24 protein-coding genes are annotated in these 24,016 nt (G+C 41.2%); 16 read left to right on the top strand and 8 right to left on the bottom strand.

The window, feature by feature from the left end:
* Nucleotide 1: 1 nt before the first annotated feature.
* Genes QMN06_RS08405 through QMN06_RS08395 form a run of 3 tightly spaced genes read right to left on the bottom strand, consistent with a single transcriptional unit; the run spans nucleotide 2 to nucleotide 2,080 of the window.
* On the bottom strand, nucleotides 2–961 hold the full coding sequence (locus tag QMN06_RS08405; protein WP_281969677.1) for a tripartite tricarboxylate transporter substrate binding protein: 960 nt from the start codon (nucleotides 959–961) through the stop codon (nucleotides 2–4).
* A 55-nt stretch (nucleotides 962–1,016) separates the two neighbouring features.
* The gene (locus tag QMN06_RS08400; protein WP_281969676.1) at nucleotides 1,017–1,520 is read right to left on the bottom strand and encodes a DUF2878 domain-containing protein; all 504 of its coding nucleotides are present in this window, start codon (nucleotides 1,518–1,520) and stop codon (nucleotides 1,017–1,019) included.
* On the bottom strand, nucleotides 1,520–2,080 hold the full coding sequence (locus tag QMN06_RS08395) for a DUF3833 domain-containing protein (RefSeq protein WP_281969675.1): 561 nt from the start codon (nucleotides 2,078–2,080) through the stop codon (nucleotides 1,520–1,522). The genes QMN06_RS08400 and QMN06_RS08395 overlap by 1 nt, the downstream gene beginning before the upstream one ends.
* Before the next feature lie 143 nt (nucleotides 2,081–2,223).
* Here QMN06_RS08395 and QMN06_RS08390 point away from each other — a divergent pair, with 143 nt between their 5' ends.
* Nucleotides 2,224–2,502 carry a HigA family addiction module antitoxin gene (locus QMN06_RS08390; protein ID WP_281969674.1) on the top strand — a complete coding sequence of 93 codons (279 nt, stop codon included), beginning with the start codon at nucleotides 2,224–2,226 and terminating at the stop codon, nucleotides 2,500–2,502.
* Here the strand turns inward: QMN06_RS08390 and yegQ are convergent.
* Both yegQ and QMN06_RS08380 read right to left on the bottom strand, forming a co-directional pair.
* Nucleotides 2,479–3,777, bottom strand: a complete 1,299-nt coding sequence (gene yegQ, locus QMN06_RS08385; protein ID WP_281969673.1) for a tRNA 5-hydroxyuridine modification protein YegQ — start codon at nucleotides 3,775–3,777, stop codon at nucleotides 2,479–2,481. The genes QMN06_RS08390 and yegQ overlap by 24 nt on opposite strands.
* Nucleotides 3,778–3,822: 45 nt before the next feature.
* On the bottom strand, nucleotides 3,823–4,116 hold the full coding sequence (locus QMN06_RS08380; RefSeq protein WP_281971754.1) for a non-heme iron oxygenase ferredoxin subunit: 294 nt from the start codon (nucleotides 4,114–4,116) through the stop codon (nucleotides 3,823–3,825).
* Nucleotides 4,117–4,275: 159 nt separating this feature from the next.
* On the opposite strand from QMN06_RS08380, the gene QMN06_RS08375 reads away from it, so the two are divergent.
* The gene (locus tag QMN06_RS08375; protein WP_281969672.1) at nucleotides 4,276–4,836 is read left to right on the top strand and encodes a YaeQ family protein; all 561 of its coding nucleotides are present in this window, start codon (nucleotides 4,276–4,278) and stop codon (nucleotides 4,834–4,836) included.
* Here the strand turns inward: QMN06_RS08375 and QMN06_RS08370 are convergent.
* On the bottom strand, nucleotides 4,814–5,083 hold the full coding sequence (locus QMN06_RS08370) for a SemiSWEET transporter (protein ID WP_281969671.1): 270 nt from the start codon (nucleotides 5,081–5,083) through the stop codon (nucleotides 4,814–4,816). The genes QMN06_RS08375 and QMN06_RS08370 overlap by 23 nt on opposite strands.
* A 35-nt stretch (nucleotides 5,084–5,118) precedes the next feature.
* On the bottom strand, nucleotides 5,119–6,786 hold the full coding sequence (locus QMN06_RS08365) for a long-chain-fatty-acid--CoA ligase (RefSeq protein WP_281969670.1): 1,668 nt from the start codon (nucleotides 6,784–6,786) through the stop codon (nucleotides 5,119–5,121).
* 285 nt (nucleotides 6,787–7,071) lie between these two features.
* Here QMN06_RS08365 and QMN06_RS08360 point away from each other — a divergent pair, with 285 nt between their 5' ends.
* A complete protein-coding gene (locus QMN06_RS08360; RefSeq protein ID WP_281969669.1) occupies nucleotides 7,072–7,356 on the top strand; it encodes an H-NS histone family protein in 285 nt (94 codons plus the stop codon).
* Here the strand turns inward: QMN06_RS08360 and QMN06_RS08355 are convergent.
* On the bottom strand, nucleotides 7,353–7,967 hold the full coding sequence (locus QMN06_RS08355; RefSeq protein ID WP_281969668.1) for a helix-turn-helix domain-containing protein: 615 nt from the start codon (nucleotides 7,965–7,967) through the stop codon (nucleotides 7,353–7,355). The two genes, QMN06_RS08360 and QMN06_RS08355, sit on opposite strands and share 4 nt — an antisense overlap.
* Nucleotides 7,968–8,302: 335 nt before the next feature.
* On the opposite strand from QMN06_RS08355, the gene QMN06_RS08350 reads away from it, so the two are divergent.
* The 13 genes from QMN06_RS08350 to QMN06_RS08290 all read left to right on the top strand — a co-directional run bounded on the left by QMN06_RS08350 (nucleotide 8,303) and on the right by QMN06_RS08290 (nucleotide 24,016).
* The gene (locus QMN06_RS08350) at nucleotides 8,303–11,161 is read left to right on the top strand and encodes a 2-oxoglutarate dehydrogenase E1 component (protein ID WP_281969667.1); all 2,859 of its coding nucleotides are present in this window, start codon (nucleotides 8,303–8,305) and stop codon (nucleotides 11,159–11,161) included.
* A gap of 42 nt (nucleotides 11,162–11,203) precedes the next feature.
* A complete protein-coding gene (odhB, locus tag QMN06_RS08345; protein WP_281969666.1) occupies nucleotides 11,204–12,430 on the top strand; it encodes a 2-oxoglutarate dehydrogenase complex dihydrolipoyllysine-residue succinyltransferase in 1,227 nt (408 codons plus the stop codon).
* Between the two features lie 30 nt (nucleotides 12,431–12,460).
* Complete coding sequence (lpdA, locus tag QMN06_RS08340; RefSeq protein WP_281969665.1) at nucleotides 12,461–13,897, top strand: dihydrolipoyl dehydrogenase; 1,437 nt, start codon at nucleotides 12,461–12,463, stop codon at nucleotides 13,895–13,897.
* 11 nt (nucleotides 13,898–13,908) lie between these two features.
* Nucleotides 13,909–15,015, top strand: a complete 1,107-nt coding sequence (gene zapE / locus QMN06_RS08335) for a cell division protein ZapE (RefSeq protein WP_281969664.1) — start codon at nucleotides 13,909–13,911, stop codon at nucleotides 15,013–15,015.
* 77 nt (nucleotides 15,016–15,092) lie between these two features.
* Entirely contained in the window at nucleotides 15,093–15,929 is an 837-nt protein-coding gene (locus QMN06_RS08330) for a 3',5'-nucleoside bisphosphate phosphatase (RefSeq protein ID WP_281969663.1), read from the top strand.
* Between the two features lie 12 nt (nucleotides 15,930–15,941).
* The gene (locus QMN06_RS08325) at nucleotides 15,942–17,144 is read left to right on the top strand and encodes a tryptophan--tRNA ligase (protein ID WP_281969662.1); all 1,203 of its coding nucleotides are present in this window, start codon (nucleotides 15,942–15,944) and stop codon (nucleotides 17,142–17,144) included.
* The gene (locus QMN06_RS08320; protein ID WP_281969661.1) at nucleotides 17,131–17,679 is read left to right on the top strand and encodes a methyltransferase domain-containing protein; all 549 of its coding nucleotides are present in this window, start codon (nucleotides 17,131–17,133) and stop codon (nucleotides 17,677–17,679) included. Before QMN06_RS08325 ends, QMN06_RS08320 begins: the two co-directional genes overlap by 14 nt.
* A 17-nt stretch (nucleotides 17,680–17,696) precedes the next feature.
* Nucleotides 17,697–18,620: a 4-hydroxy-tetrahydrodipicolinate synthase gene (gene dapA / locus QMN06_RS08315; RefSeq protein ID WP_281969660.1), complete on the top strand. Its 924-nt coding sequence runs from the start codon at nucleotides 17,697–17,699 to the stop codon at nucleotides 18,618–18,620.
* Between the two features lie 15 nt (nucleotides 18,621–18,635).
* On the top strand, nucleotides 18,636–19,790 hold the full coding sequence (gene bamC, locus QMN06_RS08310; protein ID WP_281969659.1) for an outer membrane protein assembly factor BamC: 1,155 nt from the start codon (nucleotides 18,636–18,638) through the stop codon (nucleotides 19,788–19,790).
* A 140-nt stretch (nucleotides 19,791–19,930) separates the two neighbouring features.
* Entirely contained in the window at nucleotides 19,931–20,866 is a 936-nt protein-coding gene (locus tag QMN06_RS08305) for a tripartite tricarboxylate transporter substrate binding protein (RefSeq protein ID WP_281969658.1), read from the top strand.
* Nucleotide 20,867: 1 nt separating this feature from the next.
* The gene (locus QMN06_RS08300) at nucleotides 20,868–22,115 is read left to right on the top strand and encodes a CoA transferase (RefSeq protein WP_281969657.1); all 1,248 of its coding nucleotides are present in this window, start codon (nucleotides 20,868–20,870) and stop codon (nucleotides 22,113–22,115) included.
* Entirely contained in the window at nucleotides 22,112–22,909 is a 798-nt protein-coding gene (locus tag QMN06_RS08295) for an enoyl-CoA hydratase/isomerase family protein (protein ID WP_281969656.1), read from the top strand. Before QMN06_RS08300 ends, QMN06_RS08295 begins: the two co-directional genes overlap by 4 nt.
* A 12-nt stretch (nucleotides 22,910–22,921) precedes the next feature.
* Nucleotides 22,922–24,016, top strand: a complete 1,095-nt coding sequence (locus tag QMN06_RS08290; protein ID WP_281969655.1) for a hypothetical protein — start codon at nucleotides 22,922–22,924, stop codon at nucleotides 24,014–24,016.

Here is a 24,016-nt window from a genome sequence, read left to right as displayed (position 1 = left end):
CTTACTCTTCTTTAATTTTATTTTGTACTATAAACTGACCCCAAGTATTCATTTGCTTACGCAAAAATGGATTAAATACATCAGGTCCACCAGCGACGATATTAATCCCTTGATCATCTAATTTTTTAGCAATCTCAGGTTGGTTAAGAACCGCAATAACTGCTTGGTTCATTTTGGCAATAATTTCTGGAGGTGTTTTTACTGGGGCAATCACACCCCACCAAGCTGGCGCATCAAACCCTGGAAAACCACTCTCAGCAATAGTTGGCACATTTGGTAAATCTTTACTGCGCTTAGGACTAGTGACAACCAAAGGAACTACACGACCAGAGTCGATATGCTGCTTCATTAAATAGATTGAGCCAACCGCTAATTGGACATGACCTGCAAGTGCGTCAGCCATCAGAGGACCACCACCACGATAAGGGATGTGGGTCCATTCAAGCTTAGATTTTTTAGCCAATGAAGCCATTGCTAAATGTCCTAAACTCCCTGTGCCAATTGTGCCGTAGTTATAAGGAGTTGCTTTTTTGGAGTCATCTGTTAGTTGTTTAAAGCTAGTGATACCTGATTTATTACTTGCGGCCAAAACCATAGGAGACGTGTCGATCAATGTCACATTAGCGATATCTTTTAAGGTGTCATAAGGCATTTTATCTTTCAGCGATTGATTGACACCGTGGGTATCAAAGACAACTGCGAAGGTATAGCCGTCTGCATCTGAACGAACGAGGGCACTTGTACCAATCACACCAGAAGCACCACCCACATTTTCGACAACTACGGATTGTTTTAGTTGGTTTTGTAAGGCTGGAGCGAGAACTCTAGCAACAGCATCGACTGAACCACCAGGCGGAAAAACAGAGATGAGGCGAATCGGCTTACGATTAGGCCAATCATCTGCAGCGAAGGTTACATTTAAGCTCAAAGCTAAAAGGAATACAAAGAAATTTTTTTTCATGATTTTTAATCCTTAACGAATAAGTGGAGTAAATTTATATCTATTGTAGGGGAGTCTATTGTTTTTGGAGAGTTTTCATCATCAGATACATGATGATTGCGAACCCGATGCTCAAAAGAACATAGCCTGCTATATCAACTGAAATAAAAGCCCCCATTTTTTGCCCAGAAAAATAAGCGATCGGACCTGAAATAGCTCCGAGCAAAGCCGCCACGAGAAGACGTTTTTCTAGCCAAAAAAATGACGCTTTTGCTGAGGCTGCAAAAGATAGCCATAACAAAGACATCCACCAAGGTTGTAACCACTGCAGCGGAGTTGGATAGGCAGATTCATAAACAATGAAACCCAGTAAGCCAAGGGCGCTGTCTAGCAAAAAACCATAGAGTAAGATTCGTAGTAAAAATAAGTAAGCTGGTTTTTGGGGAGATTGTTTAGAGATGTATGAATTTAAATAGACCAGACTAACAATGAGTGGCAACAAGGGATAGTGATGACTAATACCCCAAGCACAGGAGAACCATACTGCTTGAAAACCCAGGATCATCCACCAAAAATACATTAGTCTTCTTTCGAAAATGAAAGAGTAACTTCACCTAGATAAATTCCAAATTTTGACATTTCAGCGCGATTTAGCATCACTTTGCCTGTTACTAAATACATCCAATCATTAAACTGTACTTCAATATTTTTACCATCTACTGTGAGCAGTAGCGTGTAGCGCCAGTTGAGAGCATTACCTGAAGCCTTACCAATTGCTTTTCCGACCACATCATCAGCGGTACCTTCATAGTTATTGGGTGAGATTTCTTTGATGGTCCAAATCCTTTTTTGAGTGGTTCCATCTGAATACGTGAATGATTCATCTAGAGTGCCCGTATGGATGCCATCCACCATTTTCCAAGTCGAAACCATATTGACTGTAAACCGCTTCACTACTTTGCCACCACGATCAGTGAAGATCCCATAAGCTTGTGTTTTGCCATTGAAGTATTCCGATAGCTTTAAGACAGGCGTTTCTTTTGCATAATCTTCAACTTTTGTACTTGAGCAAGAACTAAGAAAAAAAACAACTACAAACAAACAGATACTCTTGAGATAATTCGTGTGAAAAAGTGACATAAGATTCCCCTTTATGAATAACTCCATTATGGCAAATGATTCAAGTCTGTGCGGAAAGATCTTTTGATTTGAATTCAAAAAACAATGATACGAATGTGGATTTGATTCTTGGGGGCAATCAAACTATTAATAAAATACCTCTTATGAAAACATCAAAATCTCTATTCTCTGCAGAATTTCACCCAGGAGAATTTATACGTGAGGAATTCCTCCAAGCGGGTGGCCAAAGTATCTTTCAATTTGCCATGGCAATGGAAATTTCAGAAAAAATGGCCTGTGAAATCATCGTTGGACAACAAACTATTACCCCATTGATTGCTGAAAGACTTGCAAGAGTGTATGGTATCAACTGTCAGTATTGGCTTGATATGCAAGCCACCTACGATACAAGAAAGAAGTTAGAGGGCTTGCACTGCAATTAGATCAAGGGCTGAGGTCTTATTGGCTTGAATGTATCTTGCCAAGAAGGCTGCGCTAGAGGCACATGGAATTTTGGCATAGACGATATGACCAGAACCAGGAGCTACTTGAATAGGCTTGCCATCTTCACTCCAAAGTTCTTCAATCACCACATCTGTGTTGCCGTGAGGTTCAATGATTTCTATTCTATCGCCCACAGCAAAACGATTCTTCACATCAATTTTGACACCTTTGACGGAATCTATTTCAATGACACTGCCAACGTACATACTTCTTCCAGAAATCGAGAAGCCCTTAAGATAATTTTGATAATCTGCATCATGGTGGCGTTGATAAAAGCCATCGGTGTAACCACGATTGGCAAGACCCTCTAAATGACCTAATAGTTTAGGTTGGAATGCTTTACCGGCAAACGCATCATCAATTGCGGTTCGGTAGGATTGGCAAGTGCGCGCAACATAGTAGGGTGATTTAGTCCGACCTTCAATTTTGAAAGAGTCGATACCCATTTCAGTTAAGCGTTCGATATGCTCAATCGCTCGTAAATCTTTAGAGTTCAGAATATAAGTACCATGCATATCCTCCTCAATGGGCATTAAGGCATCGGTTTTGCCACCTTCTTCAAGAAGATAAATATCGCCAGTCGCATCTTCTGATCCGGGATAGATTTTATAATCCCAACGGCATGAGTTCGTACAAGCACCCTGGTTCGGGTCGCGATGACTGAAGTAACCAGATAAAAGACAACGTCCAGAATACGCGATGCACAAAGCACCGTGAACAAAAACTTCGAGCTCCATTTCCGGACAGTCTTGACGAACAGCGGCGATTTCATCAAGCGATAATTCGCGTGACAGAATGATTCGACTAATACCTACTTTTTGCCAAAAACGAGCAGCAGCACCATTCACCGTATTTGCTTGAACAGATAAGTGGATCGGCATATCCGGCCATTGCTCACGAACCATCATGATTAAACCAGGATCAGACATGATAAGTGCGTCTGGTTGAAGGGCGATGACTGGAGTCATATCCTGTACAAAAGTTCTTGTCTTACTGCCATGCGGCAATATATTGGAGACTAGGTAAAACTTCTTACCAAGCGAGTGGGCGTGGTTAATTCCACCTGCTAACACATCTAAATCGCCAAAATCATTGTTTCTGACGCGTAAAGAATATCGAGGTTGGCCTGCATAGATCGCATCAGCGCCAAAATTAAAAGCGGTATCAAGCATTGCTCGACTACCAGCTGGGGCAAGAAGTTCAGGTTTTTTCATGGGCTTATTTTATAAGGGATTGCCCAGAAAAGCGAGCAAAGGATTTTAAACAGTCAAATCAACAAAAACTCTTCCATCAGCTACTTTGATGGGGTAGGTTTTTATGGCTTTATCTGCAGGTTCACAAGTCACGCGTCCGTCCCTTACATCAAACCGTCCTTGATGAAAAGGGCATTCGATTTCATGACCTTCCAGAAATCCATCCGATAAAAGGGCATTGCCATGGGTGCAGACATTGTCCGTGCAATAGACAGTGCCGTTTACGTTGTATACGGCTAAATTTTTATTGCCAGTATCTAAGCGTGTAACTTCGCCTTCGAAGGTGTCATCAATTGACATGACATCAGTCCAAACGTTATTCATGTGGAGCCTTTACTAAAAGACGCTATTTTAACAAAAAAAATCGTATTTTCAGGCCTTTGAACATCAATCTTAAGTATCAGAATTCTAACTAGGAGGCTACATTTCAGTGCATAATGCATTCTTTTTAGGTATTTCATGGCACTTAAGTCCACCATTTATAAGGCAAATTTATCGATTGCGAATATCGATCAGGGATACTACGCCGAGCATTCTTTGACACTGGCGCGACATCCTAGTGAAACGGATGAGCGGATGATGGTGCGTTTGGTGGCATTGGCAATGCAAGCTCACCAATTACAGTTGTTATGCAATGGTGATGGAGTTTTAGCATTTGGAGCAGGCTTATCAGATGCCAATGAGCCAGACGTTTGGTTGAAGGACTTTACCGATCAAATTCAAATGTGGATTGAAATTGGGCAGCCTGAAGAGCGCCCAATTTTGAAAGCGAGCGGAAAGGCGACCAAAGTATTTATTTATGCCTATCATCATTCATCTGGAATTTGGTTTAAAGGAATAGAAAATAAAATCTCACGACTGAAAAATCTTGAAATTTATCAAATTCCGTCTGAGCAATCCTTGGAGCTAGCATTGATGGCACAGCGATCGATGCAACTGCAAGCAACCATTCAAGAAAATACCTGTTTGATGAGTGATGGTCAGAAAAGCGTTGAAATTATATTTGAGCGTCTTTTTTGAGTGATTGTATTTTCAGAAAGAGAATCGAACTCGAAGTTCCTAAAGTAATCACATTGGCAATGAGCACAGGCCAACTGTGAATCAGAACGGCATAAATAATCCAAAGAGCAACTCCTAAGGTAAATAAGGAATACATCGTGAGTGAAATTCCGGACAAATCACGAGATCTCCATGACTGAATTGTTTGAGGTATAAAAGCTGCAGTCGTTAGGGCAGCTGCAATAAAGCCAAGTAAATTGCTATCCATGATGCTCTTTTCAGGGTTAATCGTTGTAAGATTTTCTAGCGTAAATCTTTACGTAAGATCTTACCAACATTAGATTTTGGTAAAGTTTCTACAAATTGAATCGTTTTAGGTCTTTTGTAATTGGTGAGGTTACTTTCACAAAAATCGATCACCTGTTTTTCAGATAATGTCGGATCTCTTTTAACAATAAATGCTTTGACACTGCTTCCAGAGTGTTCATCATTGATGCCGATAACGGCACTTTCAAGAACCCCAGGAATTTGTGATAAGACTTCCTCGACTTCATTGGGGTAAACATTAAATCCAGACACTAAAATCATATCCTTTTTCCGGTCAATGATTTTTACATAACCTGCATCGTTGATGAAGCCGATGTCACCACTTTTGAAGAAGCCATCGGCAGTCATGACTAATTGTGTTTCGTCATCTCGATGCCAATACTGCCGCATTACTTGTGGGCCTTTGATACAAATTTCCCCGGGCTGGTTAACGTCAACTTCCTCACCTAAGTTGTTACGTATAGAGACTTCTGTATTGGGTAAAGGTAATCCTACATGACCAGTAAACTCCGTAATCGTTGTAAGGTTGCAGGTTGCCACTGGCGAGGTTTCGGATAAGCCATATCCCTCTGTGATCGGGCAACCAGTATGTGCTTGCCAACGATCAGCGACAGTTTTCTGGATAGCCATACCACCTCCGATCGTAACGGCTAGACTAGAAAAATCAATCGTTGAAAAATGGGGGTGATTCATTAACGCATTAAACAAGGTATTAACCGCTGGAAAAATATGAAATTCTGACAACTTTGATAAGGTTTTAATTAATCCTAGAATATCTTTTGGGTTGGCAATTAGGATGCTTTTGCCGCCTGACCTGATAATAAAAAGCCCACAGGCAGTAAGAGCGAAGATGTGATACAGGGGAAGAGCACAGATGAAGGTAATTTGTTCAATTTGTTTTCTTTGAATAGTGGGCTTTAACCACGCTTCAAGTTGTAAGATATTTGCAACCAAATTGCGATGCTCTAGAACTGCGCCTTTTGAAACCCCCGTTGTGCCACCTGTGTATTGCAGAAAAGCAATATCATCATGACGAATCACTGGTTGGGTGAAACCCATTTGTTTGCCAACTTCTAAAGCAGCATTAAAAGTTGTGTAATGAGGGAGATTCCAAGTTGGCACAAGTTTTTTGACGTATTTCACAATAAAATCGATGATCATTCCCTTAATACCTAGTAATTCACCCATGGTAGTAACAACAATATTTTGCATTGGGACTTGAGAAAGAACTGCACTTAAGACATGTACAAAATTTTCTAAAATAACGATTGTTTGGGCGCCACTATCTTTTAATTGGTGTTCGAGCTCTCTCGGAGTGTAAAGAGGGTTAACGTTGACGACAATAGCACCACAGCGAAGGGTACCTGCAATAGCAATGGGATATTGCATCACATTTGGCATCATGAGGGCCACTCGATCGCCTTTCTTTACCCCTTGAAATTGTAAAAAGCTAGCAAATTGTTCTGATGCCTCATCGAGCTCTTTAAAGCGGAGAGATTTTCCAAAAGATTCAAAGGCAGTTCGAGAGGCATTTTTTTTAAACGATTCCTCGAAAACATCGATCAGAGTCAGATTCTCAGAAAGATCGATTTCATGAGGTATGTCCTTGGGATAGGTATTTAACCAACTTTTATCTGCTCGCATGCAAATCTTTCTGAAAATGATGTTTTGTTAAATTTTATTTTTTATTCTATTTTTAGAATCATAATCAAATAAAACTCATAAAGATATTCATATAAATACTAAGGTCTTATACACACTTTTTTAAAAGGGTTATAGATAAAATAGTCATAAAAACTATATGTTTGATGAAAAGATTAAAAATATGTCCTATAAACAATTTAATTGTTAATTAAATATAAGATTAATACTTTATTTATTATTTATTATTTATAATTAAATAAAAGAATTCGCAAATTGGAGAAATATATGTCAAATTATGATGAGTTGATTGAACAGCGTAAATTATTGGATCAGCAGATATTAGCGATTCAACAAAAAGAGAAACAAGAGGCAATCGAGTTAATCAAAATAATGATTGAAAAGCACTCTTTATCGGCGAGTGATTTATTTTCAAAAAAAGTCAATCAAGCCAATAAAAAAGTCCCCGCTAAATACCGAAATCCAGCCACCGGTGAAACATGGACGGGTAGAGGAAAAGCACCCTTGTGGATTGTTGGTAAAGAGCGAGAGACCTTCATCATTAGAGGTTAGAGCATTTTTTCAACAAGTGCTTTTTGAATGATATTTTCCAAAACCTCTAGCGAGTTTGAATATCCATACATTTTAGATTTTGCAAATGGACTCAATACCGCAGGGTTTTGACTCAACTCAGGTGATGCTTGGATAATATCCTGATGAATTAATATGGGTATTTGCCCGGTTATCGTGTTTTTATTAAACTGATGGAGTAAATGATATTGGTCAATCGTATTTACTTTCTGATCAATGTAAATAATCTCGGGTTTTAATTCTACGCCCGCCATTAATGCCTCACTAATATCTAAAAATGAATGGCAGAGGATTTGTGATTCAAAGGTTTTACAATGATTTTCGAATGATTCAATTTCCTCAGTGCTTGAGAATATCCCTAAAACCGAGTATTTTTTACTGCAAAAGTGACGTAAAAGCTCATGACGTTTAGCCAATTGCCGCTCGATCGATAAGTCTAAGATCCTGCGATGACCTCCTCTCGTCTTCCAGGCAATCAGCTCGCCTGTTTCGACCATTTTTTGAATAATAGTACCGAGAGAAACTTGCAAAATTTTTGCCGTTTCACGGGTACTTTTGTAGCTTAATTCATTTGATTGAGTAGTTTCCAGCATTGATTTATCTCCTTTAACAATGTGAAAATCCATCTTAAAAGTGTTAAATCGTTTTAAATATCAGAATTATCTGAATTACTTGTAGGAAAAATCCTTAAATTAAACTTTTACTGAAATAACAACAAGATTTATGTCAAAAACATACAAGACAATCTTAAATGTCATAAAATTGACTGATAAATCTACTTATTATGTATAGAGAATTAATAAGACAATAAGTTGGTTTGTAAAACGAGTAATTTAGAGTTTCGCAATCTACTAGTCGGTTGAGCCGTGTCGTAGATGGTTTACTAACCCACTTACATATCGGGATACCCGAAGAAAAGGTGAGCATTATGATGCAGTCTTATCAAGGTACTTCGTACCTTTTTGGTGGCAATGCGCCCTACGTCGAAGAGCTTTATGAAGCTTATTTAAATGACCCCACATCCGTGCCTGAGAACTGGCGTCAATATTTTGATGGTGTGCAGAATTTACCTGCAGTGGATGGCTCAACTTCCAAAGATATTGCGCACGCACCGATCGTCGCATCATTTGCTCAACGCGCTCGAGTAGCTCCGATCCGTCATGTCGAAGATTCGGCAGATTCTTCCATGGGGCGCAAACGTGTTGCGGTCCAACAATTAATTGCGACCTATCGTAATGTAGGAACTAGATGGGCGGATTTAGATCCCTTAAAAAGAACAGAGCGCCCAAATATTCCTGAGTTAGATCCTGCTTATTACGGATTTACAGATGCTGATATGGATATTGTCTTTAATACCAGCAATACTTTCTTTGGCAAAGACAAGATGAAATTACGTGAGTTGTTGCAAAACTTACGTCAAACGTATTGTGGCACGATTGGTGTGGAGTACATGTACATCACTGATCAAAACATAAAAAAATGGTGGCAAGAGAAATTAGAGTCCATTCGTTCTACCCCCAATTTTACCGCCGTTAAAAAAACCAATATCTTAAATCGTTTAACAGCTGCTGAAGGACTTGAGCGCTTTTTGCACACTAAATATGTTGGTCAAAAAAGATTCTCGCTCGAAGGTGGAGAGAGCTTTATTGCGTCCATGGATGAAATTCTAGATGCTGCTGGCTTAGCTGGCGTCCAAGAAATTGTCATTGGTATGGCGCATCGTGGTCGTTTAAACGTTTTGGTGAATACTTTAGGTAAAGTACCGAAAGACTTATTTGCAGAATTCGATCACACAGCTCCAGAAGAACTACCATCTGGCGATGTTAAGTATCACCAGGGATTTTCAAGTGATATTTCTACAGCGGGTGGCCCAGTTCACTTGTCGCTTGCATTTAATCCTTCTCATTTAGAAATCGTGAATCCTGTGGTTGAAGGTTCAGTTCGCGCCCGTATGGATCGTCGTGGGGATAAGAATGGTGCACAAGTCATGCCGATTTTGGTTCACGGTGATGCAGCGATTGCAGGACAAGGCGTTGTGCAAGAGACCTTAGCGTTAGCTGAAGTCCGTGGGTATCACACTGGTGGTACGGTACATATTGTGATCAATAATCAAATTGGCTTTACGACATCTGATCCGCGCGATATGCGTTCTACGTTGTATTGCACCGATATTATGAAAACGATTGAAGCACCCATTCTGCACGTCAATGGTGATGATCCTGAAGCAGTTGTTTTGGCTACGCAATTAGCGGTTGAATATCGGATGAAGTTTAAGAAGGATGTTGGTATCGACATTATTTGTTTCCGCAAACTTGGACACAATGAGCAAGATACGCCGTCAATGACTCAACCCTTAATGTATAAAACGATTTCACAACACCCTGGAACTCGTAAGTTATACGCTGATAAGTTAGAAACGCAGGGCGTAATCCCCCCTGGCGGCGGTGATGAGATGGTTAAAGTGTATCGGGCAGAGCTAGATGCTGGCGATAAAAGAACCTCTGATCCGGTGATTACTAATTTCAAAGGTAAGTATGCGGTTGATTGGACACCATTCCTGAATAAGAAATGGACAGATAATGCTGACACAGCTATTCCACTAACAGAGTGGAAGCGTTTAGCAGAAAAAATCACGAAAGCACCTGAAGGCTTTAAAGTACACCCACTCGTAGAGACTGTCTTAAAGAATCGTGCAGCGATGGGGCGTGGTGAAGTGAACGTTGATTGGGGTATGGGGGAGCACATGGCATTTGCTTCTTTAGTTGCCAGCGGTTACCCAATTCGCCTTTCCGGAGAAGATAGTGGTCGCGGAACATTTACTCACCGACACTCCGTATTGCATGATCAAGACCGTGAAAAGTGGGATATTGGTACTTATATTCCTTTGCAGCACGTTGCTGATGGTCAGGCTCCATTCGAAGTCATTGACTCTATTCTGTCTGAAGAGGCTGTATTAGGATTTGAATATGGTTATGCCTCAGCGGAGCCTAATACTTTAACCATTTGGGAAGCGCAATTTGGTGATTTTGCCAATGGCGCACAAGTGGTCATTGATCAGTTTATTGCATCTGGTGAAGTGAAGTGGGGGCGTGTAAATGGTTTAGTGATGATGTTGCCTCATGGATATGAAGGACAAGGTCCAGAGCATTCTTCAGCAAGACTAGAGCGTTTTATGCAGTTATGCGCGGACATCAATATGCAAGTTGTTCAGCCCACTACAGCGTCACAAATTTTCCATTTATTACGCCGTCAAATGATTCGTTCTTTCCGTAAGCCACTTATCATCATGACACCGAAGTCTTTATTGCGGAATAAAGATGCCACATCTCCTATTTCTGAGTTTACTAAAGGTGAATTCCATACGGTGCTTGGTGAGCAAGATACGAATGTTGATCCACAAAAAGTGACCAGATTAATTATGTGTTCTGGTAAGGTTTACTATGATTTGGTTAAAGCCAGAGAGGCTAAAAAGTCTAAAGATACTGCCATCATTCGTATCGAACAACTATATCCTTTCCCACATAAAGCATTTGCTGCAGAGTTAAAGAAATATCCCAATGTTGTTGAGCTAGTATGGACCCAGGATGAGCCACAGAATCAAGGCGCATGGTTCTTTATTCAGCACAATATTCATGAGAACATGTTTGAGGGGCAGAAGTTAGGTTACTCAGGTAGGCCGGCATCTGCATCTCCGGCTTGTGGATATTCTCATCTGCACCAAGATCAGCAAAAATCTTTAGTCGATGGCGCTTTTGCCAAGTTAAAAGGTTTTGCCCTCATTAAATAAATATAAATACACAGCGACAAACAACCAATTAAAGGATTTACCATGTCTATTTTTGAAGTTAAAGTACCCCAGTTGTCTGAATCAGTTGCAGAAGCAACCCTTTTGCAATGGAAGAAAAAAGCTGGTGACAGCGTTGCTCAAGATGAGATTCTCATTGAGATTGAGACTGATAAAGTGGTACTCGAAGTGCCTGCACCTTCAGCTGGGGTTTTATCGGAAATCGTCATTGCTGATGGTGGAACAGTTGTTTCAGATCAAGTGATTGCGAAGATTGATAGTGAAAGTAAAGGGGTAGCATCACCTGCAGCTTCAACCCCAACGCCTGTTGCGGCACCCGTAGCGGCTGTTGCGGCGTCTTCTGCACCAAGCTCCAATAGCGCGGCAGGTATAGCTATGCCAGCAGCGGCGAAGATACTTGCAGAAAAAAATATGTTAGCAACAGATGTTACTGGTTCAGGTAAAGATGGCCGTGTAACTAAAGCCGATGCATTGTCCGCAACACCAGCTAAAGCAAGTGCACCTGCACCGCAAAAATTAGCCTCATTACCTATCAATATGCCATTGGGTGATCGCCCAGAAGAGCGTGTTCCAATGAGCCGTTTGCGTGCCAGAATTGCAGAACGACTCTTAGAGTCACAAGCAAGTAATGCAATCTTGACGACATTTAATGAAGTCAACATGGCGCCAGTCATGAATATGCGTAATAAATATAAAGAAGTGTTTGAAAAAGAGCATGGTGTGAAATTAGGGTTTATGTCTTTCTTTGTAAAAGCAGCAGTTCATGCCTTAAAGAAATATCCTGTATTAAATGCTTCTGTAGATGGTACAGATATTGTTTACCACGGTTATTTTGATATTGGTATCGCAGTTGGATCGCCACGTGGTTTGGTTGTGCCAATTTTGCGTGATGTGGATCAAATGAATCTTGCAGAAATCGAGAAAAAGATTGCTGAATTTGGAGTGAAAGCTCGTGATGGCAAGCTCACCTTAGATGATTTAACAGGTGGAACATTCTCCATCTCTAACGGTGGTGTATTTGGTTCCATGTTGTCGACACCAATTATTAATCCTCCCCAATCAGCTATTTTGGGTATTCATGCAACGAAAGATCGTGCCGTGGTTGAAGATGGTCAGATTGTGATTCGTCCAATGAACTATTTAGCGATGTCCTATGACCACCGCATCATTGATGGTCGTGAGGCTGTCCTTGGGTTAGTCGCCATGAAGGAGATCCTTGAAGACCCTGCCAGACTATTACTCGATATTTAATCAGCCTAATTTGCATTTAAAGGAATCTCAATGAGTCAAGAATTTGATGTAGTAGTAATTGGTGCAGGTCCAGGCGGATATATCGCAGCGATTCGTGCAGCACAACTAGGATTTAAAGTAGCATGTGCAGAAGGTAATGCTTATGACGATCCTAAAGCAGAACCACGATTAGGTGGGACTTGTTTAAATGTGGGATGTATTCCATCGAAAGCATTGCTTGCATCTTCAGAAGAGTTTGAGAATGTACAAAAGCATATCTCTAGTCATGGTATTGAAGTACAAGGTGCAAGTATCAATGTGCCTAAAATGGTTACCCGCAAAGATGACATCGTGACAAAAATGACCAGCGGTATTCAGTACCTGTTTAAAAAGAACAAAGTAACCCATCTTAAGGGCTATGCTTCTTTTATTGGGCGTGAAAACAATCTTTATCAAATAGCCATTCAAGGCAAAGAAAACAAAACAGTTAACGCCAAGCAAGTAATCATCGCAACTGGTTCTAAAGCCAGGCACTTGCCCGGTATGGAAGTGGATAATATCTGGATTTGTGACAACGAGGGTGGTTTAAAGTTTGACCAAACACCTAAAAAACTGGGCGTGATTGGTGCTGGGGTGATTGGACTCGAACTCGGTTCGGTTTGGCGTCGTTTAGGTTCTGACGTAACAATATTAGAAGCCATGCCAACTTTTTTAGGCGCCTGTGATCAAGGAATTGCTGCAGAGGCACAGAAACTATTTATCAAGCAAGGACTGCAATTTAATTTAGGCGTCAAAATTGGTGAAGTTAAAAAAGGTAAAAATAACGTTACCGTTAACTACACCGATGCTGCAGGTGCTGATCATTCTTTAGTAGTTGATCGATTAATTGTTTCTGTAGGTCGTGTGCCAAATACGGACAATCTCAATTTAGAAGCGATTGGTCTAAAAGCGGATGAGCGTGGATTTATTCCAGTTGATGACCATACACTAGCAACGAGCGCTCCTGGTGTTTATGCCATTGGTGACGTTGTTCGTGGCCCAATGTTAGCGCATAAAGCGGAAGATGAAGGCGTTCTCGTTGCTGAAGTCATGGCAGGGCAAAAACCGCATATTGATTACAACTGTATTCCTTGGGTCATCTATACATCTCCAGAAATTGCCTGGGTTGGTAAAAACGAGCAACAGTTAAAAGCCGAAGGTCGTGCTTACAAACCTGGACAGTTTCCATTTGCAGCCAATGGGCGAGCATTAGGAATGGGATCCGCTGATGGTTTTGTAAAAATCTTGGCGGATGAAAAGACGGATGAGATATTAGGCGTGCATATTATTGCCTCAGCGGCTTCTGACTTAATTGCTGAAGCGGTGGTTGCGATGGAGTTCAAAGCATCTGCTGAAGATATTGCGCGTATCTGTCACCCACATCCAAGTTTATCTGAACCTATTCGTGAAGCGGCTCTTGCAACAGATCGTCGTGCATTGAATTTCTAAAATAGGAATGCATGCGCGTTACTGAGTTATATCAAGCATCATTAGAGAAAAAAGGGTATCAAAGTGATGCAGCCCAACAAGCTGCTATCCAACGCCTGCAACTTTGTCAAGATGAATGGGAGCAACGCCCAGCCAAATCTGGAGGATTTTTTACAAAGCTTCTGGGCAGTTCCTCAAGCACCGTTCCTAAGGGAGTCTATTTTTGGGGCGGAGTTGGAAGAGGTAAGTCTTTCATCATGGACTGCTTTTATGAAGCCATCAATATAGAAAAAAAGACACGCCTGCATTTTCATGAGTTCATGCGTGAAGTCCATCGCGAGCTTCAGGATTTACGTGGACAAGCTGACCCCTTAGATGAACTCGGGAAGAAAATAGGTCAGCGTTATGAGTTGATCTGTTTTGATGAGTTTCATGTCAGTGATGTTGCGGATGCAATGATTTTGTATCGTCTTTTAGATGCTTTATTCAAGAATAAAGTGCAATTTATCATGACATCTAATTATCGACCCGATCTACTGTATCCGGATGGATTACATCGCGATCGAGTTTTACCCGCCATTCGTTTATTAGAAGAAAAACTCGATGTGATGAATATCGATGCTGGGGTTGATTATCGGCAAGTGGTGATGGATCAAGTAAGGGCATATATTGCCCCGCTAGGTCCGACAGTTGAGCAAGAAGTGGAATCTGTCTATGTAAAACTTGCTGGTGCACATGAAGATGAGCCGATTGAGTTGATGATTGAAAACCGAACGATCAGGTGTTTGCGTCGAGCTGGAGGAATTGCTTGGTTTAATTTTCAAGAATTATGTGTTGGACCACGTTCGCAAAATGATTATTTAGAAATTGCGTCGACCTTTCATACAGTCATTTTGACTGGAGTGCCTAAAATGTCACCAAGAATGTCCAGTGAAGCAAGGCGCTTTACCTGGTTAATTGACGTCTTTTATGACCACAAAATTAAGTTAATTATCACGGCAGAAGTTGCACCGGATTTACTTTACACAGAAGGTCAAATGTCAGGCGAGTTTCACCGAACAGTTTCACGTATTATCGAAATGCAATCCAAAGAGTATTTACATGCGCCAAGAAGAGTAGTGGATACGTCCTTAACCTAAATGGCATGTTTTCCCCATTGATACATTGAAATGCTATTTTTATCGAAATTCCTGTGTGAAAACGGTAGAATAGGGTAATGAATTCTATTAACGCCGATTTGCATTGTCATTCAGTGGTATCTGATGGCACCCTCACACCTGAGGATTTAGCGATGCGTGCTCATCAAAATGGTGTACAACTTTGGTCACTCACCGATCATGATGTCATCGGCGGTCAGCATCGTGCTAGAGAAGCAGCGAATAAATTGGGGATGAAATATACCTCTGGAGTCGAAATCTCTGTGAGTTGGATGGGGCAAACGATTCATATTGTTGGCATTGGGCTTGATCCAGATCATTCTGTATTGGTTGAAGGATTGCGTAAAACACGAGATGGACGAACCGCTAGAGGTAAAGAAATTGCTCGGCAATTAGCAGCTGTTGGAATTGAAGGCGCTTATGAAGGTGCATTGACCTATGCAGGTAATCCAGAATTATTATCGCGTACACATTTTGCAAGGTATTTAGTTGAAAAAAATGTTTGTCGCTCAACCGATGATGTATTCAAAAATTACCTGATTGAAGGTAAGCCTGGCTATATTGGTCATGTCTGGGCAAGTCTCAAAGAGTCGGTTGATTGGATTAAAGCTTCTGGTGGAGTAGCAATTATTGCCCATCCAGGTAGGTATCGATTAACAGACCTCCAAAAACATGAGTTATATATCGCCTTCAAAGAAGCCGGTGGACTTGGAATTGAAGTGATTACTGGAAGTCATACGCCACGTCAATACGAGGAATATGCCAAAATTGCACTTCAATATGGATTTTATGCATCTCGAGGGTCTGATTTTCATGATCCGGCCGAGAGTCATATCGATTTAGGCAAACTACCGCATTTACCACTTTCACTTCAACCAGTTTGGTCATTACTTTAAGCTCATCACATTATGTATTCTGAACGCGTATTATCTGGCATGCGCCCCACTGGGTCATTGCATTTAGGCCATTATCATGGCGTATTAAAAAATTGGATTCGGTTGCAATCTGAATACCCTTGTTTTTTCTTTGTTGCTGATTGGCATGCCTTGACGACGCATTATGAATCACCAGAGGTCATACAAAACTCGGTTTGGGAAATGGTAATTGATTGGTTAGCCGCAGGCGTTGATCCAACACAGGCGACATTATTTATTCAAAGTAAAGTGCCGGAGCATGCTGAATTATTTTTACTGCTATCCATGGGAACACCTTTGGGTTGGTTAGAGCGGGTTCCTACCTATAAAGATCAAATTGAAAAGTTACGGGAAAAAGATCTTCAGACCTATGGATTTTTAGGTTATCCCTTGTTACAGGCAGCGGATATTCTCATTTATCGTGCTCAGCACGTACCGGTGGGTGAGGACCAAATACCTCACGTAGAAATGACCCGAGAAGTCGCAAGACGCTTTAATTATTTGTATGGTCGTGAAGCTGGTTTTGAAGAAAAAGCCATAGAAGCCGCCAAGAAACTAGGGGGCAAAAGAACCAAATTATATTTAGAGGCTCGAACAGCTTTCCAAGAGCAGGGTGATGAAGAAGCCCTCGAGCAAGCCCAAGCGATTTTGCATGAAGCGCAAAATTTATCGATGAGTGATCGGGAGCGACTGTTTGGTTATCTTGAAGGGGCAAGAAAAATCATTCTTGTTGAACCCCAAGCCTTATTGACACAAGCATCCAAAATGCCAGGATTAGATGGACAAAAGATGTCTAAATCTTATGGAAATACGATTTCATTGCGGGAAGATGCCCAGTCTATTTCTAAAAAAATAAAAACCATGCCAACAGACCCTGCACGCGTTCGAAGAACTGATGTTGGGGATCCTAAAAATTGCCCAGTTTGGGAATTACATGTGGTGTATTCAGATCAGACTACCCAAGATTGGGTTCAGCAAGGATGTAAGACAGCGGGTATTGGCTGTCTTGAGTGTAAAGAACCACTGATACAAAATGTATTGAAAGAGCAGCAACCCATGTTGGAAAGAGCTCAAAAATACTTGGATGACCCAAGCTTATTAAGAGCTCTTATTGCTGACGGTTGCGACAAAGCGCGCAAAACTGCTCAGGAAACTATGCGAGATGTTCGTGAGGCAATGGGGCTTGATTACTCATAATTTTTCTACTGTTTCTCCCTGGGTAGCACATTTTGCTGGGCGGATTCCTTCAAATAGTGGATCTAAAAGAGTTTTGGATTATGCGTGTGGCACTGGCAGGCATTCTGTTTATTTAGCAGAGTTAGGGTATCAAGTTTTGGCAGTTGATATTCACTTGCCGAGTTTACAAAGATTGCATCAATGTCAACCCAATGCCATTGAGTTACGTTGTATTGACTTAGAGAAAGAGGAGTTTGCCTTTGATCTTCAGTTGGAAAAGTTTTCAGGATTAATCGTTACGAATTATTTGTATCGTCCTCACTTAGAAAATATGTTGGAATTGATTGATGAGGGAGGAGTGTTGATTTATGAGACTTTTGCGATAGGAAATGAAGCATTTGGTAAACCCTCAAATCCAAATTTTTTATTAAGAGAAAATGAGCTTTTAGAGGTGGTTTTGGCCAAACAATCATTTCACATTAACGCTTTTGAAAGTGGTTATGTGGAAGATCCGAAGCCAGCCATGATTCAACGAATTTGTGCAGTAAGGACCTGAGATTGGGCTACAATTCTATGATGAACATGAAAACTTTATATCCACAGTTACCTATTCTAGGGAGCATTGTTGCAATTGTTTCTCCAATGCAAGAAGATGGGGAGCTAGATTTTGACGCATTGCGTCATTTGTTGGATTGGCATGTAGAGCAAGGAACTCACGGTATTGTCATTGTTGGGACATCTGGAGAGTCGCCTACGGTTAATGTAGAAGAACATTGTGAATTAATTCGTGTTGCAGTTGAGCATATTAATGGCAGGATACCTGTCATTGCTGGAACAGGCGGAAATTCAACTCGAGAAGCTGTAGAGTTGACACAATACGCTAAACAGGTTGGAGCAGATGCTAGCCTTCAAGTAGTACCTTATTACAATAAGCCGACTCAAGATGGCATTTATGCGCACTTTAAAACGATTGCTGAAAAAATTGACTTACCAGTCATTTTATATAACGTGCCAGGCAGAACGGTTGCTGATATGAGTAATGCAACTATTTTGCGCCTTGCTCAGGTTCCAGGAATTAATGGTTTAAAAGATGCTACTGGTAATTTAGAGCGTGTAAGCGCCTTGATTGCGGGCTTGAAAGAACAAAAGAGTCATCATTTTGCAGTGTATTCAGGAGATGATTTAACGGCTATTTTCTTAATGTTGATGGGTGGACACGGTAATATTTCCGTTACTGCAAACGTTGCTCCACAGATGATGTCATCTTTATGTGAGGCGGCAGTTATTGGCGATTTAGTTCAGGCTCGAGAATTACAATTTAAGTTATTAAAACTTCATCAAATGATGTTTGTTGAGCCTAATCCAATACCTGTGAAATGGGCTTTACATGAAATGGGTGTTATTGACAAAGGCATTCGTTTACCATTGACACCTTTGACTGAGAGTCTTCGCGAACCTTTAAAAGAGGTATTACGTAAGACAGGTGTAATTGTTTAAAACCTATAGGAAACTATGCTGAACGAATTAAGAGTGGCAAAATTAAGTATCACATTCATGGCTGTTTTTGGAGCTTTTTTCTTATCTTCTTGCACATCTACCTTGAATGGTGAATCTATTGATTACAAATCTCAGGGTGAAAAAAAGATTCCTAGTTTAGCGATTCCACCAGATTTATCTACTTCCAATCCTGAAAAGCGATATGCAGTTGCAGATGGTACAGCGACACTTTCGCAATATAACTCAGCAACATCGAAAGCAAAAAAAGAAGATACAAAGAATACGGTTACCCCTGCTCAAGCTGGCATTCGAATTGAAAGAGATGGGCAGCGTCGTTGGATTGTTGTCAATAAGTCAGCGAATGATGTTTATCCAAAAATCAAATCATTTTGGGAAGATACAGGTTTTTTACTAATTACAGATTCCCCTGCAACAGGAATTATGGAAACTGATTGGGCAGAAAATCGTGCCAAGATTCCGCAGGATATGATTCGACGGTTTTTGGGTAGTACATTAGATAGTATTTATTCAACCGGGGAGAGAGACAAGTTCCGGACCCGCTTAGAAAAGAATACGAACAATGAAACTGAAGTATATGTGACTCATCGTGGTGCTGAAGAGAAATTAGTTGGAAGTAATCCGACTCAGCCTGATTCAACTATGTGGACAGCAAGAGCTTCAGATCCTGAACTTGAAGCAGAAATGTTAGCAAGAATGATGGTCTATCTGGGTACAAATTATGATGCCGCAAAATCAGAACTAGCAAAAAATAGTGGCTCAGGGCTTGCACGTACATCACGCGTGACAGAAGTTGCGGATGCTGCTCAATTAACTATTAATCAAAGTTTTGATAAAACTTGGCGTGAAGTAGGTTTAGCCTTAGATCGATCTAACTTTACCGTTGAAGATCGAGATCGTTCACAGGGTATTTACTTTGTTCGTTTTGTTAATACGAAAGAAGTTGATCCTAAATCATCTGGTTCATGGTTCTCTAATATGTTTAAATCATCTAAAGAAGAGGAACTCAGAAAAGCAAAACGTTATCGTGTTGTTGTAAAGGGTGATAGTGCCAAAACAATCGTGACCGCGCTTGAAGACAATGGAACTATTGTCAAAGGCGACGTTGATCAGCAAATTTTAAAAATAATAGATGCACAAGTAAGTTATTAACGACAACTTGTTGCGGAGGCAGTATCTTTAAAATCCAATAAGGGGTGATACCTTTATTGGATTTTGGATTAATGTCAAGATGGAGATATGATCACATGAATGCAATAAAGAAAGTTATTAATCTTTTTTTAAACATTTCTTTGAGCCTTTTTTTATCTGATTTAGCACTTGCCCAGTCCCAAACCTCTGCGACCACTCAACCGATACGTTTATTAGTAGGTTCAGTTCCAGGCGCGTCTAGCGATACTTATGCCAGAATTATCTCTGAACCCCTTGGGAAAATATTAGGACAAACTGTTCTGATTGAAAATAAATCAGGGGCCAGTGGCATTATTGCAACTGGAAGCATGATGAGTTCGCCAGCGGATGGTCAAACATTACAGTTGATCTATACGCCGCATACACTCAGCCCCTATTTATTTAAAAAATTAAGTTATGACCCTATTAAAGATGTCACGGGTATAACGATGATTGTGACTTCACCATTGGTGCTCGTGGTGGGAGGTAATTCTCCCATTAAATCCTATAAAGAATTAATTGAACTCGGTAAAACAAGACCCTTGAACTATGGTTCTGCGGGTATTGGTAGTGGTGGTCATTTATCTGGAGAAATGTTACGCATCGATACCGGTTTGAAATTAACTCACGTGCCTTATCGAGGGGCTGCACCCGCGGCTACAGCGGTAGCAGCGGGGGATGTTGATTTTGCCTTTGTGGCGCAAATCACAGCAAAAGAACTAACCAGCGCAAACAAATTACGTTTATTAGGTGTTACAAGTAAAGTTCGCTCTCCAGCTTTACCTCAAGTGCCAACCATGCAAGAGTTAGGTTTAAAGGATTTTGAATTTGTGAATTGGTTTGGTTTAATTGCTGCGGCGAAAACCCCTCCAGAGATGATTAAAAAGATTCATCAAGCGATGCAAGAAGTCCTGAAGCAACCCGATATTAAAGCTCGCCTGACAGCTGATGGATCAGATATACTCGGTAATCAACCCGAGCAATTTACACAATTTTTGGTCTCAGATGCTAAGCGTTGGGGACCTTTAGTTGGCCAAATGGGGCTTAAGGGAGAATAAAATGCAAAGCAGTTCATCAACACAAGCAACTCCAAAAGGACCATTAGATGGCGTTGTTGTAGTTGATTTATCCTCCGTCGTGGTTGGCCCAGTATGCTCACTTACCCTAGCGGATCATGGCGCCGAAGTCATTAAAATTGAATCTCCTGAAGGTGATTTAATGCGCCAACTTGGAGGCGGTGGTAGAAACCCAGGTATGACTGGAAAGTTCATGAACTTTAACCGTAATAAAAAATCAATATGTATTGATTTGAAAAACGCCAAAGGTCAAGAGATACTGATTCGATTATTAAAAAAAGCAGATGTCTTTGTGACCAACATGCGTCCAGGAGCATTACAAAAACTGGGATTGGATTGGTTGAGTTTACAAGCGCACAACCCACAATTAATTTATTGTCAGATGTTGGCATTTGGACGAGGTGGAGCTTACTTTAATCGACCAGCTTATGACACCGTGATTCAATCATCGGCGGGCTTTGCCGCAACTTTTGAAAAATCTGCAGGAGAACCAAGATTTGTGCCGATGGTTGTGACAGATCACATCACTGGCCTAGTGAGTGCCCAAGCGATTGGCTTTGCACTATATCGACGAACTCAAGTAGGGCAGGGAGAACTCCTTGAGATTCCGATGTTTGAAACTGCAGCCGCATTTGTCTTAAGAGAGCATATGGGGAATATGACATTTGAGCCACCCATAGGCCCGATTGGTGATGCGCGGGTGCTAGATAAGAATAACCGACCAGCCAAAACAGCTGACGGATATATATCGATTTCACCAAACACGGATGCACAGGCATTTGCTTTTTTTGATGCGATTGGACGACCAGAGTTAAAAGATGATCCACGTTTTTGTAACGTTGCGATTCGAACTAAAAATAGTGAAGCTTATTACCAACTTCGATCGACTTCACTTGGCAGTAAAACATCAGAAGAGTGGATAGAAATTTTTGAGAAGTCAGATATTCCATGTATGCGATATAACTCTTTAGAAGATTTATTGAAAGACCCCCATTTACAGGACGTAGGTTTTTTGCAGGAAATCGAACATCCTACTGAAGGGAAGATTCAGCAAATCGGTTTAACCAATCAGTTTTCAGGTGGCATGCGTGAGGATTTTTTACCTGCGCCAAAACTTGGTGAAAACACGACCGAAGTGATGCAACAATTTGGTTTTAGTATGACTGAAATTGAGGCTGCGATTGCAGCACAAGCGGTGAAACAAGACGTTCGGAAAGGTAATGCAATATGAGTGAACCCCAAGAAGAGTTAGATGATTTAATCATTGAACATGAGGAGTTTATTAGAATCCTCAGGATCAATCGTCCGCATCGTCGCAATGCATTATCTGAGGCTCTCAAAATGAAGATGATGAATGCCATATTAGACGCCGAAGAAGATCCTGAAGTTCGGGTTTTAGTCATTACTGGAACTGGTGAAGACGCCTTTTGCGCAGGTGCAGATCTCAAAAACATCCACCACAATGATCAAGTGGGTATCAAGTTTCGTACACCCATGAATCGTGTGGAACGTAATATTTTTGAGCTGGTATATGAAACAAAAAAACCGGTGATTGCTGCTATTAATGGGAGTGCAGTAGCTGGTGGTTTTGAGCTAGCATTAGCATGTAATCTAAGAGTGACCCATGATGCTGCAATGTTTGGATTGCCGGAAACAAAGATTGGCATGGGTGCTAATTTTGGGTCCGTATTATTGCCCCGACTGATTGGTATTACTCACGCTTTAGACATGTTACTTACTGGAGAGTACATTACTGCGGCCAGAGCAAATGATTTGGGCTTAATCAATCGATTGGTATCTAAAGAAAAGGTTTTATCCACGGCTCTTGAGCTCGCACGAGTCATTGCAAGTAATGCCCCTATCTCAGTGCGACGTGTCAAAGCAGTGGCGCTAAAAGGGTTAGATATGCCCGTTGCAGCAGCGCTTCGTCAGGACCCTGGATTAAATCCCTACTTAAGTGAAGATCGTCAAGAGGGGATTACTGCCAGATTAGAAAAACGTCAACCTGTTTGGAAAAATTGTTAAGGAAGAGTACAAATGAAGAACTATCCTAAGGTACTCATCACGGATGAAACGTTGCGCGATGGTTTACAAATCGAACGTGAAGGTGTGACCGTTGATGAAAAATTAGAACTGTTACAAATGATGGTAGATGCCGGTGTAAACCGGATGGTGGTTGGCGCATTTGTAAATCCTAAATGGAGTCCACAAATGGCGGATTCTTTAGAAGTAGTCAAGCGTTTAAAACCGACACCGGGAGTTTCCTTTTTTGTCCTGGCACTCAATGAGCGGGGACGATTAGAGCGTTTGGAATACGCGCCGCCACTTGCAATTGATCAGATCCATGCCACTCATTTACATGCCTGTCCAATATTTATTCAAAGAAACACCAATCGAACACTCGAAGAACAAGAAGAGCAGTGGCAAGCACCGATTACAAGAAGTAAAGCGGAAGGACTACAAGAAGGTGCGATTGGCCTCAGTGCTGGATGGGGATCCAATTTCTCAGGTGAGTTTACTCATGAGATGCGCATGCAGATGTTGCAAAAGCAATATGATGCATGGCAAAAGCAAGGCATCAAAGTGACGCGCGTTGACATGGCTGACCCAATGGCATGGAATACTCCAACTGCAGTGGCAAAGGATCTGACAGCTATTACTGAGTTATTCCCGAGCATTACAGATTTTCGTTTGCATTTGCACAACGCTAGAGGTTTAGCGATGATCTCTATGTATGAGGCGATCAAGTGTTTAGATCATCGCCACACCATCATTGCGGACACCTCGATTGGGGGTATTGGAGGCTGTCCATATTGTGGCAACGGGCAGGCTACAGGCATGATTCCAACGGAGGATTTTGTCCATTTATTAGATACGATGGGGATTCCTACGGGGATTTCTGTGGATGGCTTAATTGAAGTTTCCGCAAGACTATCTCAGATTTTAGGACGTCCATTGCACTCCCAAGTAGCGCTGAATGGAGGACTACCCAAGGGCGATAAGGTTTATAGTGAAGATGTACCTGCCGTATTTACCTTTCAGGAGGCGCAGCATTTTCGATTAGGGCCCTCAGTTTATGAAGGTAATGCACGACCGTGGTTAAAGAAGTTACAAAAAACGACAACAGAATAA

The sequence above is a fragment of the Polynucleobacter sp. SHI8 genome (assembly GCF_027944005.1).
Taxonomy (GTDB): domain Bacteria; phylum Pseudomonadota; class Gammaproteobacteria; order Burkholderiales; family Burkholderiaceae; genus Polynucleobacter.
The sequence above is the reverse complement of the archived record's forward strand: the minus strand, read 5'-3'. Positions and strand labels throughout refer to the sequence as shown.